This is a genomic window from Mucilaginibacter sp. 21P (genome assembly GCF_019331605.1).
Classification (GTDB): domain Bacteria; phylum Bacteroidota; class Bacteroidia; order Sphingobacteriales; family Sphingobacteriaceae; genus Mucilaginibacter; species Mucilaginibacter achroorhodeus.
Genome location: NZ_CP063061.1, coordinates 732,243 through 748,852, shown reverse-complemented (window position 1 = coordinate 748,852; position 16,610 = coordinate 732,243). Strand labels below are relative to the sequence as shown.

General features: G+C 43.8%; 18 protein-coding genes. 8 read left to right on the top strand and 10 right to left on the bottom strand.

Annotation, left to right across the window (positions count from 1 at the left end; genetic code table 11):
- Window positions 1-58: 58 nt before the first annotated feature.
- From INP83_RS03270 to INP83_RS03255, 4 genes are read right to left on the bottom strand one after another with little or no spacing between them, the layout of a single operon-like run.
- Entirely contained in the window at window positions 59-292 is a 234-nt protein-coding gene (locus INP83_RS03270; protein ID WP_186458815.1) for a PLDc N-terminal domain-containing protein, read from the bottom strand.
- A 44-nt stretch (window positions 293-336) separates the two neighbouring features.
- The gene (locus tag INP83_RS03265) at window positions 337-1,134 is read right to left on the bottom strand and encodes an ABC transporter permease (protein ID WP_219126287.1); all 798 of its coding nucleotides are present in this window, start codon (window positions 1,132-1,134) and stop codon (window positions 337-339) included.
- A 6-nt stretch (window positions 1,135-1,140) separates the two neighbouring features.
- On the bottom strand, window positions 1,141-2,037 hold the full coding sequence (locus INP83_RS03260) for an ABC transporter ATP-binding protein (protein WP_219126286.1): 897 nt from the start codon (window positions 2,035-2,037) through the stop codon (window positions 1,141-1,143).
- A complete protein-coding gene (locus INP83_RS03255; protein WP_146273197.1) occupies window positions 2,031-2,237 on the bottom strand; it encodes a hypothetical protein in 207 nt (68 codons plus the stop codon). Before INP83_RS03255 ends, INP83_RS03260 begins: the two co-directional genes overlap by 7 nt.
- Before the next feature lie 208 nt (window positions 2,238-2,445).
- On the opposite strand from INP83_RS03255, the gene INP83_RS03250 reads away from it, so the two are divergent.
- From INP83_RS03250 to INP83_RS03235, 4 genes are read left to right on the top strand one after another with little or no spacing between them, the layout of a single operon-like run.
- Window positions 2,446-3,459, top strand: coding sequence for a sensor histidine kinase (locus INP83_RS03250; RefSeq protein ID WP_255563244.1), 1,014 nt, complete (start codon window positions 2,446-2,448; stop codon window positions 3,457-3,459).
- A 2-nt stretch (window positions 3,460-3,461) separates the two neighbouring features.
- Window positions 3,462-4,187, top strand: coding sequence for a LytTR family DNA-binding domain-containing protein (locus tag INP83_RS03245; protein WP_219126285.1), 726 nt, complete (start codon window positions 3,462-3,464; stop codon window positions 4,185-4,187).
- Window positions 4,188-4,229: 42 nt separating this feature from the next.
- The gene (locus tag INP83_RS03240) at window positions 4,230-5,072 is read left to right on the top strand and encodes an N-acetylmuramoyl-L-alanine amidase (protein ID WP_219126284.1); all 843 of its coding nucleotides are present in this window, start codon (window positions 4,230-4,232) and stop codon (window positions 5,070-5,072) included.
- A 38-nt stretch (window positions 5,073-5,110) separates the two neighbouring features.
- A complete protein-coding gene (locus INP83_RS03235; RefSeq protein WP_219126283.1) occupies window positions 5,111-5,443 on the top strand; it encodes a hypothetical protein in 333 nt (110 codons plus the stop codon).
- Here the strand turns inward: INP83_RS03235 and INP83_RS03230 are convergent.
- A complete protein-coding gene (locus INP83_RS03230; RefSeq protein ID WP_219126282.1) occupies window positions 5,440-5,841 on the bottom strand; it encodes a cupin domain-containing protein in 402 nt (133 codons plus the stop codon). The genes INP83_RS03235 and INP83_RS03230 overlap by 4 nt on opposite strands.
- Window positions 5,842-5,914: 73 nt before the next feature.
- Between INP83_RS03230 and INP83_RS03225 the strand changes: the two genes are divergently transcribed.
- The 3 genes from INP83_RS03225 (at window position 5,915) to INP83_RS03215 (ending at window position 7,903) form a co-directional block, all read left to right on the top strand.
- Entirely contained in the window at window positions 5,915-6,583 is a 669-nt protein-coding gene (locus INP83_RS03225) for a DNA alkylation repair protein (protein ID WP_219126281.1), read from the top strand.
- A gap of 113 nt (window positions 6,584-6,696) precedes the next feature.
- Window positions 6,697-7,278, top strand: a complete 582-nt coding sequence (locus INP83_RS03220; RefSeq protein ID WP_219126280.1) for a hypothetical protein — start codon at window positions 6,697-6,699, stop codon at window positions 7,276-7,278.
- Window positions 7,279-7,315: 37 nt separating this feature from the next.
- Window positions 7,316-7,903 (top strand): Crp/Fnr family transcriptional regulator, encoded by a 588-nt coding sequence (locus INP83_RS03215; protein WP_219126279.1) that lies wholly within the window; start codon window positions 7,316-7,318, stop codon window positions 7,901-7,903.
- Between the two features lie 9 nt (window positions 7,904-7,912).
- On the opposite strand, the gene INP83_RS03210 is transcribed toward INP83_RS03215, so the two are convergent.
- Window positions 7,913-8,821, bottom strand: coding sequence for a metallophosphoesterase (locus INP83_RS03210; RefSeq protein ID WP_219126278.1), 909 nt, complete (start codon window positions 8,819-8,821; stop codon window positions 7,913-7,915).
- Between the two features lie 97 nt (window positions 8,822-8,918).
- Here INP83_RS03210 and INP83_RS03205 point away from each other — a divergent pair, with 97 nt between their 5' ends.
- A complete protein-coding gene (locus INP83_RS03205) occupies window positions 8,919-10,112 on the top strand; it encodes a DUF3472 domain-containing protein (protein WP_219126277.1) in 1,194 nt (397 codons plus the stop codon).
- 68 nt (window positions 10,113-10,180) lie between these two features.
- Here INP83_RS03205 and INP83_RS03200 read toward each other — a convergent pair whose 3' ends face one another.
- The 4 genes from INP83_RS03200 to INP83_RS03185 all read right to left on the bottom strand — a co-directional run bounded on the left by INP83_RS03200 (window position 10,181) and on the right by INP83_RS03185 (window position 16,579).
- Window positions 10,181-12,097 carry an alpha-amylase family glycosyl hydrolase gene (locus INP83_RS03200; protein ID WP_219126276.1) on the bottom strand — a complete coding sequence of 639 codons (1,917 nt, stop codon included), beginning with the start codon at window positions 12,095-12,097 and terminating at the stop codon, window positions 10,181-10,183.
- A gap of 43 nt (window positions 12,098-12,140) precedes the next feature.
- On the bottom strand, window positions 12,141-13,535 hold the full coding sequence (locus tag INP83_RS03195; protein WP_219126275.1) for an MFS transporter: 1,395 nt from the start codon (window positions 13,533-13,535) through the stop codon (window positions 12,141-12,143).
- Window positions 13,532-15,385: a glycoside hydrolase family 13 protein gene (locus INP83_RS03190; RefSeq protein ID WP_219126274.1), complete on the bottom strand. Its 1,854-nt coding sequence runs from the start codon at window positions 15,383-15,385 to the stop codon at window positions 13,532-13,534. The genes INP83_RS03195 and INP83_RS03190 overlap by 4 nt, the downstream gene beginning before the upstream one ends.
- Window positions 15,386-15,481: 96 nt before the next feature.
- Window positions 15,482-16,579, bottom strand: coding sequence for a SusE domain-containing protein (locus tag INP83_RS03185; protein WP_219126273.1), 1,098 nt, complete (start codon window positions 16,577-16,579; stop codon window positions 15,482-15,484).
- Window positions 16,580-16,610: the final 31 nt, after the last annotated feature.

The window sequence follows — 16,610 nt, the reverse complement described above, 5'->3', positions numbered from 1 at the left end:
ACCAAAAAACCGGCGAAGGCCGGTCTCTTAAAGGATATGATGATCAGGTTAAGGTGTTTCAGGATATTTTATTTTTGCGGCCCATGTATAAATAAACAATGGAGCCTAAAACGGGAAAGAACAATATCAATGCTATCCATATAAATTTTTGAATAGGATCTTTAAAGGTTGCCTTTAACACATCCATTAGGCAAAATAATATCAAACCAAAATACAATATCCCCAATACCAGAAAAATGTACATCCAGGTATTGCTTGTGGTTTGTGCTAAAATAGTGTTGCTTAAAAGCATGTTTAAAGATAGGGAATCCAATAAATCGACGTGTAACATTGATGTTACTTTACGCTGCGCTTTTGCACTATTACATAACCTGCAAAAAACACGATAACGGCGATTATTAAGCTTACATAAACGTCTTGCGTAAATACGTTTATCTCAAAATGATCTGCCGGGCCGCGCTGATGTTTGATCATGCTTTTGATAGCAGCCATTGGTTGCGCGTAAGGAAATAGATAGGCATACTTCCAATCGTTGGTGGCCAATATTACCCCTGTTACCGTAGCTACAAAGCCAAGCCCCATTGGTTTCAAAAAATCTGACCAAAGCAGGCTTAATAAAAACTGGATGGAAAGAATACCCATTGCAGATAGTAGTAGTTTAAAAAACACCTGGGCCAACTGCAACTCCATGTGGTATTCGCTAAATTTTAGCTCCGGTTTTATAACACCCAGCAGGTTACCGAAACCAATATTAAGCAAAGTAAAAAGCGCCATGCACATGGTAAGCAGGAAAAATGCATAGGCATATTTAGCGCCATAAACTGCCCAACGAGAAATAGGCAGGCTGAACAACGTTTTCCAGGTGTCGGCTTTGTGTTCTACGTTGTTAACCGAGTAGGCAACAAATATGGTATAGATAGGTAACAGCAAAGTACCCATACTGCCCAGGCTTATCATACTGAATTGGATCCAAACCATCATACCGGGTTTGTTTGCAAAATGATCGCTCTTGCTATAAATGGCTAAAAACGCCAACAGCGTAATTGCCAATGGCAGAATAATTGATCCCCAAAAGCCAAGGGTTTTGCGGGTCTTGTAAAACTCAGACCCAAATGATAGTAAAAATCCTTTCATAGGTATTTAGTTGCTTTTGGTGATATCAAGGAATAGTTTTTCCAGGTCTTTATACTGCTTGTTGATGGTGTAGACCGTAATGCCATTTTGCACAAGCAAGGTATTAATGGTACCCATTTGCTGCGTAGATAAGAAAGGCACTAACAGGTGGTTGGTCTCAACTTCGGCAATATCTATCTGGTTGCGCTTAAGCAGGTTGGCTGCATCAACGCTGTTATCGGTTTCTATATAAATGTGTGGCTGGCTGATGTTCTGCAGATCGGTGATAGTACCCTGGAACATCATTTTACCATGGTTGATGATACCTACGTGGGTAGCCATCTTTTCAACTTCAGAAAGTAAGTGGCTTGATACGAAAACGGTTTTTCCCTCTTTTACAATACGCATCATCAGCTCGCGTATTTCAATGATACCGTTGGGGTCAAGCCCGTTGGTCGGCTCATCCAATATCAACAGTTTGGGGTCGTCTAATAACGCCAGCGCAATGCCCAGGCGCTGTTTCATACCCAGCGAATACTGACCGGCCCTTTTACCTGCGGCAGAAGTGAGCTGCACCAGGTTAAGCATATCATTAACCCTTTCTTCGCTTACCTGCAAAAGCATAGCGCGGTTCATCAGGTTCTCTTTACCGGTAAGGTGCTGGTATATGGCAGGTTGCTCAATAAGCGAACCTATTTGTTTAAGGATCTCGATGCGATTGGTTTGCAGATCCTTTTCAAAAATCTGAATGCTGCCTTCGCTTGCCTGCAGCAAGTTAAGCAGCATTTTTATAGTAGTAGTTTTCCCGGCGCCGTTTGGCCCAAGGAACCCGTAAATGCTCCCGGCCGGAACCTCAAGCGATAGTGATTTAACAACCTGCTGGTTGCCAAAACTGAATGATAAACCTTGTGTACGGATTACCATAATTTTTCTACAGCAACAGATGCAACAGTTTTAACAACGCCCAGGCCTTTAACAAAAAGCGAGGTGGCTTTAACTGCATTGCTGTGTGCTACAGATTGTTTATTTTGTTCAAACTGGTAACTAACGCCCATTATAATGGCAAATACTACAGGTGCCAATAAAACTATAAATGGATTTGAGTTTGAAACTAACTTTTTCATGTTGGTGTTGTGATTGATTTACACAACAAAGGAATAAATATTTATTTCCCTGCTAAAATCAATTAGACCAACAGGCATCAAATGTAGATGAACGCCCATTATATACCACCAACCCGTTCATCGGATATTTGAACCGGTTCATCGGCAAAATAATTAGCTACATATAATAGCACGTTTATATTTAAGCCAAAATATTACTTTAGATGCAGTGAAAAAAAGCTGGCAAATATTTTGGCACATCGTATCATGGATATGCGTAATTGCGTTTTTTGCGTCTATTGCACGCTATAGCGGCAAAATGACCCCTAAAGCAGTTGCGGTTGTTTTTGGCCTTTATGGTATTATTAATATCAGCGTATTTTATGTTAATTATCTTGTATTTATACCCCGGTTCCTTAACAGGAAACAATACAAGCTTTTTGCATTATCAATCATTACAACACTTGTAGTATATGGACTGGTTAAGTACGGCTTTGGTTTAATCTTTAGTGATATTATCCTGGATAGGATGAAGGGCGAGTCGCTGGGCTTTTGGAAGTATTTTCTCAATACCTTCTTCATAACGCTGATCTTCCTGTTCCTGAGTACGGTACTGAAATTTACCATAGATTGGTTCCTGAACGAGCGAGTACAGCGCGACCTGGAAAACCAGCGATTAACTGCCGAGCTATCATTTCTCAAATCACAGATCAACCCGCATTTTTTATTCAACTCGCTTAACAGCATTTATTCGCTGGCCTATCAAAAGTCTGATACCACACCAGAGGCTATCTTAAAGCTATCAGAGATCATGCGTTATATGCTTTACGAGTGCAACGATAATAAGGTAGATCTGAGCAAAGAACTACAATATCTTCAAAATTATATCGACTTGCAGAAGATCCGTTTTGGCAACAAAGCATTTATTAATTTTGAGGTATTGGGTGAAGTTACCAATCAGCAGATAGTGCCGCTGATGTTGATATCATTTATAGAAAATGCCTTTAAACACGGCATTGCAAATGACCCTCACCAGCCGATAGTATTACGCATTAATGTTGAAGATGGCCGTTTGTTCTTCTTCATCCAAAATAAAAAACACAGCCATAACCGCGATGCCATTGGCGGCATTGGTTTGCCAAACGTGCGCCGCCGGCTCGATCTGCTTTATCCCGGAAAATATAATTTAGAAATTAGGGACGAAGCAGATACCTATACTTGTCAATTATCTTTAGTTTTATAGCCATGATCAGATGCCTTGTAGTTGATGATGAGCCTTTGGCCCTGAACATACTGGAAGATTACATATCCAAAATACCATTTCTGCAGTTGGTGAAAGCCACTACCAATCCTATTGAAGCACTTACCATGGTGCAGGATGGCGGTATAGATCTTGTTTTCCTTGACGTGCAGATGCCTGAGCTTACTGGCATTCAGTTCCTGAAAATAGCCAACGGCAAAGCAAAGGTGATACTCACTACGGCCTATCCGCAATATGCGCTGGAAGGTTATGAACTGGATGTGGTTGATTACCTGTTAAAGCCTATCGCTTTCGACAGGTTTTATAAATCGGTACAAAAGGCACAAAGCATTATACAACCCTCGGCCAAACCTGCCGCGGCTCCCGAGCCAGTGCAGCAGGACGATTTTATGAGCGATTTTATATTTGTTAAAACCGAGCATAAGATACAAAAGGTGTACCTGCACGATATTTTGTTTATAGAAGGATTAAAAGACTACATCTCTATTTTTACCCCAAGCGAGCGCATTATTACGCTGCAGAACATGAAAAAGATGGAGGATGCATTGCCCGAGAAGCATTTTATCAGGGTACATAAATCTTACATCGTATCCATCAACAAAATAGACAGTATAGAGCGCAGCCGCATCTTTATTGGCGATAAGATCATCCCGGTAGGGGATACCTATCGCGAGGATTTCTTCAAGATAGTAGACGGCAAGAATATTTAGCGTAAACTTTAGCGGCCTAAAAATTGTTTAGCTTAGCACCGTATGAAAAAACAATACCTGCTACTGCTCATTGCTGCCCTGATATTTTCCGCCTGCTCAAGCAAAAAGCAGATTGTAAAAACAAACAGTGCCTATGATGCTACAAACAAGATCTACACCGGGCATGCCGATACTTTGAGCCAGATGTTGCTGGCTACCAACCCGGCCATGCTGGTAGATAGCCTGGGCAGGCTGGTACCATCTGAGTTTATAGGCACGGTTAATTTTAACCTGCGCAAACCTAACTACGTTATTATCCACTATACTGCACAGGATTCTGTACCCCAGACTTTGCGCACGTTTACTGTAACCAGGACGCAGGTAAGCGCCCATTATGTGATAGGAAAAGACGGTAAAGTGATACATATGCTTAACGATTACATGCGTGCCTGGCATGCCGGTGTAAGCAAGTGGGGCAACGTTACTGACATGAACAGTTCCTCAATAGGGATTGAGTTAGACAACAAAGGCAACGAGCCGTTCTCACAACCGCAGATCAACAGCCTGTTGTTGCTGCTGGCTAAATTGAAGAAAGATTACAATATACCAAGGGCTAATTTTATCGGCCATGGTGATATTGCGCCGGGCCGTAAACCCGATCCCGGGATCAGATTCCCATGGGAGCAATTAGCCAATAAGGGCTTTGGCTTTTACAGTGATATGCTGATTATACCTGCCCCCGCAAACTTTGATAGCACAACGGCATTGCGCCTTATCGGATATGATACCAGCAACCTGCCTGCTGCCATAGGTGCTTTTAAGCGCCATTTTGTACAGCGCGAAGACTCTAACAGGTTCACTCAGTTTGACCTGGATGTGCTGTACAACGTTTATCAAAAATATTGATCGCTAACACTACAAAGATTTGATTAACTTGCATACCAATGGATGACTTGCTTGCACAATTAAAGGAAATGTTGAGCGACCTGAGCGAAGAGCACGGGGTTGATCCGCTTTTGTTAGGCATACTTTATATTGTAAGCAAAGTATCTGTGATCATTATGCTGGCCTTAATGATCAGGAATATGCGCGCTAAAAAGCCCTTTACTATGATCCTGCTTTTTGCCGCATTATGCTTCTGCATCCCTTATGTATATTTTATCATTGCTGGCAGAAATATCCACTTTGGTGTTTATATATTCATCGGACTTATATTTGTTTATGGCGGGTATGCTATCCGCAAAAAGATAGTCGAGAAGGCCAGGCTGATTAGTTAGCCCTTTGCCATATATTGCTCATCACTTACTTGCTCCATCCAATCAACCGGTGAACCGTTTTGCTTTTCCTGAATAGCAATATGGCTCATAGCCGTTGTCGACGTGGCACCATGCCAGTGTTTTTCTCCTGGCGGAAACCAAACAACATCTCCGGGATGTATTTCTTCAATACTACCGCCCTCGCGTTGCACCCAACCGCAGCCTGCTGTTACAATAAGCGTTTGCCCAAGCGGGTGCGTGTGCCACGCAGTACGTGCTCCCGGCTCAAAAGTTACCAGCGCCATAGCTACGTTTGATGGCTCAGGCGGGTTATTAAGCGGATCTATCCTTACGGTGCCGGTAAAATATTCTGCAGGGCCTTTGCCTGATGGCTGGGTCCCTATGCGTTTTATTTCCATGTTGAGTTTTCTTAGTCAACAAACTTGGGTTGACAAGGTTGCCCTGTATTTAATAAAATCATAAATTAGTTTTATGACAGTAAACGAAGTATTAGACCAGCTTAAGGCACTCGGTAACGAAAAGGTACTGGCGCATAACAAAAAGTTTGGCGCGGGTGATAATCAGTTTGGCGTTAAAATGGGCGGTATACGCGCCATTGCCAACAAGATCAAAACCGACCACGAATTGGGCAAAGCACTTTGGGCTACAGGCAATGTAGAAGCTCGTTTTATTGCAACTTTGATCATGAAGCCAGCGCAGCTTTCGGCAGCAGAAGTAACGGAAATGGCAAAGTCGGAGCAGTTCCCTCATGTGATAGACTGGCTATCCTCAAATGTTTTAAAAGAACATCCTGATAAGGAAGAATTGCGGCAGCAATGGATGCAGACAGGTGTAAGCGGAATGCCCGCACGTCTGGGCTGGGGTTTAACCAGCGGCCGTATTGCCCGCAGACCGGATGGCATTGATATCACGGCAATGCTTGATCGTATTGAAACTGAAATGCCTGTTGCTGCGCCTGAAGTGCAATGGACCATGAACACCGCACTTGCACAAATTGGCATCAATCATCCCGCATACCGCGAGCGGGCGCTCGAAATCGGTGAGCGTTTGGGCATTTTCCGCGATTACCCTACATCAAAAGGCTGCGTTTCTCCCTTTGCACCGATCTGGATAAATGAGATGGTAAAGCGGCAGAAATAAATCTCTTTCGGCTTGTATCAACAAGCAATGTGTAACTGCGCCCATTTTCACTTAAGTGAAAAAGTGATGTAATGCATCACCCTACTTTTGCTTCAATCAACAACAAAATTACTATGAACACAACGATTGAAGTAAATACAACAAACCGTACACAAACTGCTCGTGCATTACAAAGCCTTTACTTTACACGAGTAGCATTTTCTATCATATGGGCCATCCTCGTTTCTCTTTTCGCCAAAACAAACGACGATATCACCAGGGCACTTTTCATTATTTATCCGCTTTGGGATGTTTTTGCCACTTACCTGGATATTAAAGCCAATCCTCCCAAAACATTCAAAACCCCGCTAAATGTAAACATTGGGATTGGCATACTAACTACTATAGGTGTAATTGCTGCGTTAAAAAGCGGCGTTCCCGCTGCGCTTATTGTATTCGGGATATGGGCCATAGTTACGGGACTAATACAGCTTATATTAGGGCGACGCCGACGTAAGGCTTTGGGCGGCCAATGGCCGATGATCATTAGCGGAGGGCAATCTATGCTGGCCGGCGGCTCATTTATTGCAATGGCTGGTTCGCCTAAAATGGGGATAGGAAATTTAGCCGGGTATGCTGCTTTCGGTGCATTTTACTTCCTGCTGGCTGCTCTTCGGTTGTCAAAAACCATAAAGAAGCTAAATAGAGAAGACTGAGCTTTTTTCTATATTGCCCAAGTAAACACCTGACGCGATGAGTGAACATCATAGTATGTTAGAGAAATATTTAGCGGGCTTTGCTCCGCTAACTGAGAAAGATATTTCAGACAGTTTGCCCTTCTGGAAACCGCGCAAGATAAAGAAGGGAGACTTTTTTAACATGCAATATATGGTGTGTAATGATCTTGGTTTTGTGGCAAAAGGCATCTTCCGGATCTATTACAGCCACCCGGAAACGGCCGAAGAAACCAACATCTTTTTCTTTTCAGAAAACCAATTCATTGTGTCGTTCAGGAGCTTTATAACCCGCAATGCTTGCCATTATTTTATACAGGCTATGGAAGATACTGAGATCATTTACATCAGTTATCAAGACCTAAGGGGGCTTTATACAAGCCACGCAAATTGGACAACCTTTGGGCGTTTGCTGGCGGAGCAGTTTTTTACTTACTCCCAAACGCGGGCGGAGGAGTTATTATTCTTTAGCCACGAACAACGTTATGTTCGGCTTCTTGATGAGCACCCAAACATTATCAACCGTATACCCGCTTATCACGTTTCATCATATCTGGGTATCAAAAATCCATCCCTAAGCCGGATAAGGAAGCGGATAGGGCGTTAAATACCCGATCTACTTACCCGCCTCCAATTTATAGCCATCGTCAAATCCACTAAAGTCAGGCTTAAGCCTGCGGGATAGGATCTTGAGTTTGTCGCCATCGCGGCTTACGGTAAGGTAGTGGAAGTCGGGTTTGTAATCCGGCGCAAGATCTTTCATTTGCCTGTCTTTTTTGCTGAGTGGCTGGTGCAGCCCGCCACCGCCGCCAATTACCAGGAAGGTTTTGCCCTGCATTTTAAAGCGCTCGAAGTTATGGGAGTGGCCTGAGAGAAACAGTGCACCTTTCTTTGATTTGATAAACGGCGGAACAAAACTATCGGCCACTATTGCTGATGGACTTACTATAGAGCTGTTGGTGTAGGGCGAGTGGTGGCAACTCACAATAATGAGCTTGATGGCCGGGTCGGCATCTAATGCGCTTATTTTATCAGCATACCACTTGTTTTGCTGCGCAATTTCCGCAACCTGCATTTTCGAAAAATTACTGTTAAGCAGTATCACGGCAACAGAATCTACTATTTCAGTATAGCCGGACGGATCATACGCCGGGAAGCGTTTCCTGAAGTTAGTGATGCCCTTTTTGGCATTGAACATCACTTCGTGGTTGCCCAACGTGGCGTATACAGGGATGGAATCTTTAACCAGTTTTGCTAAATAAGTATCTATATTTTTCCAGGCTTTTTTGTTGCGGCCAACCGATACCACATCTCCCAGAATGAAAAAGGCTTTGGGCCGCAGGCTGTCAACATCCTTAAATATCATTTTGGTAGCCAGCAGGTTATTGTTCGATTTAAGGAACAATTTTTCAACCCACATAGGTTCCTGGGTATCACTGGCGAAAGCAATAAAAGGTTTGTTCTGCGCTTCTGCGGTAGTTGAAGCAAAAAGCAACACCAAACTTACATAAAACAGAAGTTTCATAATTGTAGGAACGCTAAATGTAAATTTTTAGTTTTAGCGATTGATATTGCATATCAAGCCATTATGGTCCAGGACAACTATTAATCACCAATAATTGATGAAAACAAGACTTTTTACATCTGCCTTTTTGATACAGGTCATACTATTTTTAAACGTTACTAAAGGGCTTTCACAATCAAAGGATACAACGCTGCCGCAGAACGGCAGTGAAACGCAAACCGAGAACGCAGCGCCTTCACAGCACATTTTCTTTGATTTCTCGTCAGACGCAGTTGCGCGCATCCATAAGATAAAGATCACTCGATCGGCAGATGCAGAATATTTCTCTGTTCACAATTTTAGGGGCGGATATGATGGGCTGCAGCAAACGCCGGATAAGGATTTTGGCACGCCGAATATATTGATAGCCTCCCTGTGGGACCCTAACACAGCCGGAAAAGTATTATCGAAAGTGTCATACGCCGGGCCAAAAACCTTCACCAGCCGCTTCGGCGGCGAGGGAGACGGATGGAAAACCATAAACCCATACAAATGGAGGTTAAATACCTGGTACAACATTGCTATACGTTCCTGGAAAAGCAACGGTGAGTTTTTTGTGGCTACGTTTATACAGGATATGAGCACCGGTATCTGGTTCCATACCTCAACCCTGGCTGAGGCCGATAGGGAGGGATTTTTAGGAAAGCGTGATGATGCCTTTTTAGAGAACTGGGATGGCACCAACCCTGCCTGGGATGGGCGTTACATCAGGAAAGCATTTTTTAAGGATTGCTGGGCATTAACTACCGATAATACATGGGAAAAGCACAATCGCCGTTTCTTTAACGCAAACGGAAATGACAAAGCCAGAAACGGGAAATATGACCGCAGCTTTGATGCCGGTTATGACCCAAAGGAAGATGCCTACTACATGCAGCATGGCGGCGAAACAAAGCCAAATGAAGCATTTGGAGATAGCCGAAGACTGGACCTGCCAGAACAAGCACAACAGGGTGAAGCACCAAAACTAAGTGTTGGCGCTATTTCAAAACTTACTGCATCATACGCTGCAAGATCCATCCGTGTAAGTTGGTCCACAGATAACAAAACTGCACCACAGTTTTCTTCAAAGTTAGAGATCTTAGATAGAGCAGGCAAAATTTTCCGAACGGAAGATTGGGTGTTGCCTGAAAAACGATCAGCAACAATAAAAATGGATTTGCCTAAAGGGAGATATAAAGCAAGATTGACCGTGACTGATATTTTTAATCAGACCGGTAAACCTGTTGAAAGGATGTTTAGTGTTCTTTAATAGTTGAGCGGAAGTTAATTAATCAAAAATCTCTGAGTGAGGCGCTTCTCACCCAGAGATCAGATCTATTACTTTAAGGCTTTACTGCTGTAAATGTGATATTCACCAGGAGCGTAAGTGGCCGTAAACGGTGCGGTTACATTAACTGTTGTGCTCGACATATAATCGTACCATGTACCCGCGCTTGGAAAGGCAATAGACACTGCCTGGCTATTTACATCAAAATTGCCAGCTACAACCACCATGGTACCGTCGGCACCGGTAAGGTTAGCTGTTTTGATGGAACCCGATGAATTATAGGTGATGGTAGATGTTGTAAACACCGGATTGTTGATCTTCATTTTAATGAGCTTGGCAAACGTTGCATAAAGCTTATGGCGTAAAGCATCGTTATTATACTCCCAGTGCAACGGCTTTTCACCGGTACGGCCATTTACATCGATAGATACATCATAACCCAATTCGCCAAACTGCCATAGCATTTTAGGGCCCGGGGCGGTAAATAAAAATGCTGCTGCAGTTTCCTGGCGCGCTAAAGCCGTGGAAAGTGTTTTTACATTATAGCCATTAGCGCCGTTGCTATTTCCATAAGTAATGTTTTTAAACATCAGGCGCTCCTCGTCGTGGCTTTCCATATAGCTTACAATGTTGTCCGGCTGCGTAAAGCCACTATGATTGCTGAAGTAAAGGCGCGAGAAATTTGACGTTGGGACGTAACCCATGGTCGCCTCGTTAAAATTATAATTCAGGTTATTCCACAACATCATACCGTTGTCTGATAGTTCTTTTTCCTCGCGGTCGCCACCGAAGAACTCCAGGATGGTATAAAAGTTATTGTTGTCTATGCTGTTAATGAAATTTTTATAGTCGTTCCAGATGGCTACACGGCTTGCATCATAAGCAGCAAAGGAAGCATCATCTGTACTTAAGGTTTGAGTGAAGCCTTTTGCCAGGTCGAAGCGATAGCCGTCTATATGGTATTGCTGCATGTAAAACTTCATCACGTTTTTAGCGAAATACTTTGTTGCCGCGCTTTGGTGGTTAAAATCATAGCCGACGTTGTATGGGTGCCGTGGGTCTACATTAAACCAGGGGTTAGTGCTTAGTGGCTTTTGCGTATTCTTATCAAAGTACAACTGCACCATTGGCGATTGCCCGAAAGAATGATTAAGCACCATATCTAATATCACTGCCATGCCTTTTGCGTGGCAGGCGTCTATCAGTGCCTTTAAATCGTTTTTAGTTCCATAGTATTTATCTACTGCGAAGTAGAACGATGGATTATATCCCCATGATGAGTTACCTTCAAACTCGTTCACGGGCATCAGCTCAATGGCATTTACACCCAAATTGCTCAGGTAGCTAAGCGTATCGGCAATGGTTTTGTAAAAGTGGGTGCCAACAAAATCGCGCACATGTAATTCGTATATCACCAGCTTGTTTTTATCCGGGCGTGTAAAATTGGTGTTCTTCCAGGCATAGGTTGGCTGGTTTGCCTGCATTACGCTCACAATACCGGTTTGGCCCGCAGGGTATGCCTTTAAGTTTGGATATACTGATGCCGGGATGTATTTATCGTTATCCGGATCAAGGACCTTTTCACAGTAAGGGTCTGCAACCTTTAAAGTGCCATCTGCAAGATACTGGTAAGCGTATTCTTTATTAGCGTCAAGGTTATCTATTTGCACCCACCAGTTGTTGCCATCGGGCGTTACGGTCATGGCAGTGGGCGACCAATTATTAAACTCGCCGATAACGGCCATTGATGTTTTGCCGGGGGCGTAGATATTAAAGATCGCGGACGTGCCCGAGTTAATGAATGTTACCCCGTCGCCAGCGCCGGTTGGCAATGGCTTACCGTTAGGCACCGATACTTCACCGCCTGTAGGCGAGCCGGGTGAAGAATGTTGGATATCGTTTTTCCTGCAGCTTGCTGTTGCCAGCATTACGCAAATAAGGCTTATTAAGTAAATTATCCGTTTCATAAAATTGGTTGATGATTTAAAGGGATGCTGTTTAAAACAAGCCTCAGCCTTTTGCGTATTTAATGTCTTTTCCGTCTTGTACGTATATCACTGATACGGCTGCGCACAGCATAAAAATGCCGGCAAGCACTAAAGCATAAATGGCTTGTCCGCCGAATAAATTTTTCACTATCCAGCCACCAAAAAAGCCGTTTACAATTTGCGGGAAGGTGATGAAAAAGTTAAAAATGCCCATGTATACGCCCATCTTTTTCGCCGGGATAGAGCCTGAAAGAATTGCGTACGGCATCGCCAAAATACTCGCCCAGGCTAAACCTATGCCAACCATGCTCAATATCAGCATATGAGGGTTTTGTATAAAGAAGATGGAGATCAGCCCAATACCGCCGGCAATTAACGAAAACGCATGCGCCAGTTTTCGACTTGTAGCACGGGCAATTGCCGAAAGGCAAAGTGCGTAAAGCGCCGATACGCCGTTATAAACGCCAAACATTAACGTTACCCAGTCACCAGCCTCCGCAGCTTTTACAGAGGTTGTATCTTTCAGATCAACATGAAAGATATGTGTGGCGATAGCAGGAGATGCAAACACCCACATGGAGAATAAAGCAAACCATGAAAAGAACTGAACCAAACCCAACTGTCGCATGGCTGTTGGCATGTTTTTAAAATCTTTAAAGATCTGGCTTAATCCGCGTTTTGGTTCTTCTCCGGCTTCTTCCGGATGAAATTTTGCGTATTCTGATGGTGAATATTCCCTGGTCCTCAGAACCGTCCACAACAGGCAAATTATCATCACCAGGGCACCCACGTAAAAGGAGTAAGTTACGTTTGGTTGCACATGGCCGGGCGTTGCCGTTTGAGTGCCGATAAAGTAACTTATTAGCCACGGCAACACTGATCCTGTAACCGCACCAATGCCGATAAGGAAGGTTTGTACCGAAAAGCCAAGGCTTCGCTGGCTATCGGGCAGGTTATCGCCGATGAGCGCACGAAATGGCTCCATGGCTACATTGAAAGATGCATCCATGATCATTAAAATGCCGGCACCAACCATAACCGGCGGCAAGAACATCAGCACTGCCGAGTTTGGCAGAAAGAATAGTGCAAGCGCGGATAAGATACCCCCTGTTAAAAAGTATGGCTTACGACGGCCAAGGCGGTTCCAGGTATGGTCGCTGTAATGCCCGATGATGGGCTGAACGATCATACCGGTTATTGGCGCTGCCAGCCAAAACAGCGATAGATGTTCTACATCGGCACCAAAGCTTTGTAGTATGCGCGATGCATTACCGTTCTGCAATGCAAAGCCGAACTGTATACCCAAAAAGCCGAAACTCATATTAAAGATCTGCCAAAAGGTAAGCTTTGGCTTTTGCACAGCTGCCGGCTTTGTAGCTGAGGGCTGTGTTTGATTTTTTTGCTCTTCGGCTATCATTTGCTTAATTCTATTATCAGTGTTGTTTTGGCCGGGATAACCAGTTCTTTGATGTTGCTAATCCTTTGCCCGGTGATGACATCTTTACCGCTGTTAAAGCCGGCCATGCGCTCAACAAAATAATCGGTGTTTAAAGTCGATTCTTTTTCGCCACCATTATACGCTATCATCACGGTCTTGTTTGCATCATACCTGAAGTAGGTGTAAATGCCGTTGCGCGGGATATACTGCATCAGCTTACCTGTTTGTAATGCCGGTGTATTTTTGCGATAGTTTGCCAATGTGCGGACATAGTTGAAGGCTTCATTTTCCTTTTTATCACGACCGCCAGCGGTGAACTTATCTTTTTTGTCACCTTTCCATCCTCCCTCAAAATCTTCACGAACCAAGCCATCAGGGTTTGAATAACCTTTCATGAGTATCTCGTCGCCATAATACATTTGAGGCACACCACGCATGGTAAGCAGCATTGCCATACCTGATTTGAATTTGGTAAAGTCCTCATTCACTACAGAGTAAAAACGGCTCATGTCATGATTATCCAGGAATATGGTGTTACGGGTTGGGTCCTGATACATAAAATCCTGCGCTACAATGTTGTAGATGCGATTTACCCCATCAGTCCAGCCTTCCTTGCCATTTAATGCTTCGGTAATGGCGTCTTTTATCTGGGCATCAGTTATGCCTGGTAACTGAGTATCAAACCCCCGGTTTACGGTGTTACCCTGTGTGAAATAAGCCTGATTAGCTACAGACCAAACCAGCGTTTCACCAAAGATGGATAAGCGCGGAAACTCAGCCTTTACCTTCTTAGCCCAATCGGCCATGTAAACGGCATCATTATAGGGGTAAGTATCTAACCTAAGTCCATCTATACCTGCATACTCCACCCACCAGATGTGGTTTTGCGTAAGGTAGTTTTGTACGTACGGGTTATTTTGGTTCAGGTCGGCCATGCGTTTATCAAACCAGCCGTCAAGCATCTGCTTTTTATCTGCAGCATCGCCATGCGGATCTATCACCGCGGCATCCCTGAAATTAGAGTTGGTGTACTTAGGCCATTGGTGTACCCAGCTTTTCATAGGCATATCCTGTATCAGCCAGCTTTCGGTACCGATATGGTTATGTACAAGGTCTTTTATAACCTTTAAACCCATTGCGTGGCTTTTGGCCACATATGTTTTAAATAACTCGTTTGTGCCATAACGCGGATCAATTTTATAATAATCGGTAACCGCATAGCCGTGGTATGAGGCATGCGGCTCGTTATTCTCAATTTCCGGCGTCATCCAGATAGCAGTTACGCCAAGGTCTTTTAAATACCCCAGGTGGTCTATTACCCCTTGAATATCGCCACCATGGCGCGAGTACATGGAGTCGCGGTGCAATCCGGTTTCAAGCATACCTTTAACTACATCATTAGATGGGTCTCCGTTCGCAAACCGATCAGGCATTAAAAGATAGATGAGGTCTTTATTGGTTACGCCTTGCGCCCACTGTGCTGCCTTATTACGCTGCTTTAGCTCATAGGTATAAACCAAATCTTTTTTACCAGCCTGCTTAAATGTGATTGGAAATTTACCGGGCCGGGTAGCCGAACTGATCGTGAGATCGAGGAACAAGTAATTACCGTTCTCTACTTTATGCATTGCCGCCAGTTTTACGCCAGGATAATTTAAGCTTACGTTGCTTGAGCTTATCTTATCACCATGAACTATCAGTTGCAGTTTGGGGTTCTTAAACCCAACCCACCAAAAAGCAGGTTCCACTCTTTCTAATGCCGGCATTTGGGCCATTACACAGGTGCATAGTAGCAAAAAGGCAAGGGTAACATTAAGCGTCCGTCTCATCATTTTTAATTGGTAACTCTTGCCGGGCGGTTGTAGCTAAGCAAGGTGTTTATAAGAAAAGTACCGGTTGGAAACGCCCAGCCGGTACTTATAAAATTATTGTTTTACTACAGAATATTTCGCAGTTGCTGATCTGTCTATTTTACCAAGTTTGCTTATATCAGTAGTATAATCACTGTAAATTGTTGTAATGCTTACGTTGTATGTACCTGCTGTAGTGATAGGGATATTGTTATTCTCAGTATTGTTTAGGAATGTGCCATCGCCGCCGGGTTTAGGCACACCGTAGCTATTTGCCCAATCGTGGCCCATCCTGAATTTAAATTCGCCAACCACCATTGGTACTGCGCCTTCCCAGGCGAGGGTGCCATTATTGTACTTCAGATCGATATCGGCGCTCCAGTTGCTGCCAACAGGTGCGTTACCAATAACCGACATGTAATCTGCTGGTGCCATGGTGATCGTACCATTGTTCAGATCAACCGTAAAGTAGTATTTACCCGCTGCCGGGGCAGATATATTGCCACCACTTGTGCTGATCTTGCCGGTACCGCTGCTGCCGTAAGCTACATCCCATTTCTTTTGAGGCGTGATCTTAAAATCGAGGTTGCCTGCAGTAAAATTGATGATACCGGTGTAAACACCATTACCTGTAGGCGATTGTAAGCTATCTGCCGTTGGTGGGTTCCAGCCCTGGTATGCGCCGGGTACGTATATGTATGATACTAAAGCGAACGGCGTAGCGGTTACCGTAACCACGTTTGAATATGCAGTACCTTCAGTAGCAGATGAACTAAGCGAACTTTTCAGCCTCATCTCTAATTGAGCCGGCGTACCGGTTGGCAAATTCATTGATAATAGCAGGTTGTTAAAGTCCTGTACATTATAGCTTTTGGCAAACACGCCTACTGGTAATGTAACCTCAGTTGGCTTAGCAAAATCGGTTCCTTTAACAGCTATCTGAAAAGTATAGGTTGGTGCCGCGCTGTATCCGTATGATTGTGCCGAACCGGTTAAGGTTATGGCATTAGCGCTAAGATTAGATTTTGTTAATGCAGGTGTTGTGGTTGATACCGTTAGCGAGCCGCCCTTGGCAGTTTGTGTTACGGTTCGTACTTCATCTTTTTTGCATGATGCCAGTAACATGATGGCCATGCAGCTAAAGGCTAAAAATTTAGTAATGTTTTTTTTCATGTTAATGCTTATTTAAACACGTTTATGCTTT

What these genes read in the sequence shown, in the direction of transcription:
- INP83_RS03260 (WP_219126286.1), bottom strand. Translation starts at nt 2,037, where the DNA reads ATGGTAATCCGTACACAAGGTTTATCATTCAGTTTTGGCAACCAGCAG.
- INP83_RS03220 (WP_219126280.1), top strand. Translation starts at nt 6,697, where the DNA reads ATGAACACAACGATTGAAGTAAATACAACAAACCGTACACAAACTGCT.
- INP83_RS03270 (WP_186458815.1), bottom strand. Translation starts at nt 292, where the DNA reads ATGCTTTTAAGCAACACTATTTTAGCACAAACCACAAGCAATACCTGG.
- INP83_RS03240 (WP_219126284.1), top strand. Translation starts at nt 4,230, where the DNA reads ATGAAAAAACAATACCTGCTACTGCTCATTGCTGCCCTGATATTTTCC.
- INP83_RS03210 (WP_219126278.1), bottom strand. Translation starts at nt 8,821, where the DNA reads ATGAAACTTCTGTTTTATGTAAGTTTGGTGTTGCTTTTTGCTTCAACT.
- INP83_RS03230 (WP_219126282.1), bottom strand. Translation starts at nt 5,841, where the DNA reads ATGGAAATAAAACGCATAGGGACCCAGCCATCAGGCAAAGGCCCTGCA.
- INP83_RS03255 (WP_146273197.1), bottom strand. Translation starts at nt 2,237, where the DNA reads ATGAAAAAGTTAGTTTCAAACTCAAATCCATTTATAGTTTTATTGGCA.
- INP83_RS03195 (WP_219126275.1), bottom strand. Translation starts at nt 13,535, where the DNA reads ATGATAGCCGAAGAGCAAAAAAATCAAACACAGCCCTCAGCTACAAAG.
- INP83_RS03185 (WP_219126273.1), bottom strand. Translation starts at nt 16,579, where the DNA reads ATGAAAAAAAACATTACTAAATTTTTAGCCTTTAGCTGCATGGCCATC.
- INP83_RS03235 (WP_219126283.1), top strand. Translation starts at nt 5,111, where the DNA reads ATGGATGACTTGCTTGCACAATTAAAGGAAATGTTGAGCGACCTGAGC.
- INP83_RS03245 (WP_219126285.1), top strand. Translation starts at nt 3,462, where the DNA reads ATGATCAGATGCCTTGTAGTTGATGATGAGCCTTTGGCCCTGAACATA.
- INP83_RS03205 (WP_219126277.1), top strand. Translation starts at nt 8,919, where the DNA reads ATGAAAACAAGACTTTTTACATCTGCCTTTTTGATACAGGTCATACTA.
- INP83_RS03200 (WP_219126276.1), bottom strand. Translation starts at nt 12,097, where the DNA reads ATGAAACGGATAATTTACTTAATAAGCCTTATTTGCGTAATGCTGGCA.
- INP83_RS03190 (WP_219126274.1), bottom strand. Translation starts at nt 15,385, where the DNA reads ATGAGACGGACGCTTAATGTTACCCTTGCCTTTTTGCTACTATGCACC.
- INP83_RS03215 (WP_219126279.1), top strand. Translation starts at nt 7,316, where the DNA reads ATGAGTGAACATCATAGTATGTTAGAGAAATATTTAGCGGGCTTTGCT.
- INP83_RS03265 (WP_219126287.1), bottom strand. Translation starts at nt 1,134, where the DNA reads ATGAAAGGATTTTTACTATCATTTGGGTCTGAGTTTTACAAGACCCGC.
- INP83_RS03225 (WP_219126281.1), top strand. Translation starts at nt 5,915, where the DNA reads ATGACAGTAAACGAAGTATTAGACCAGCTTAAGGCACTCGGTAACGAA.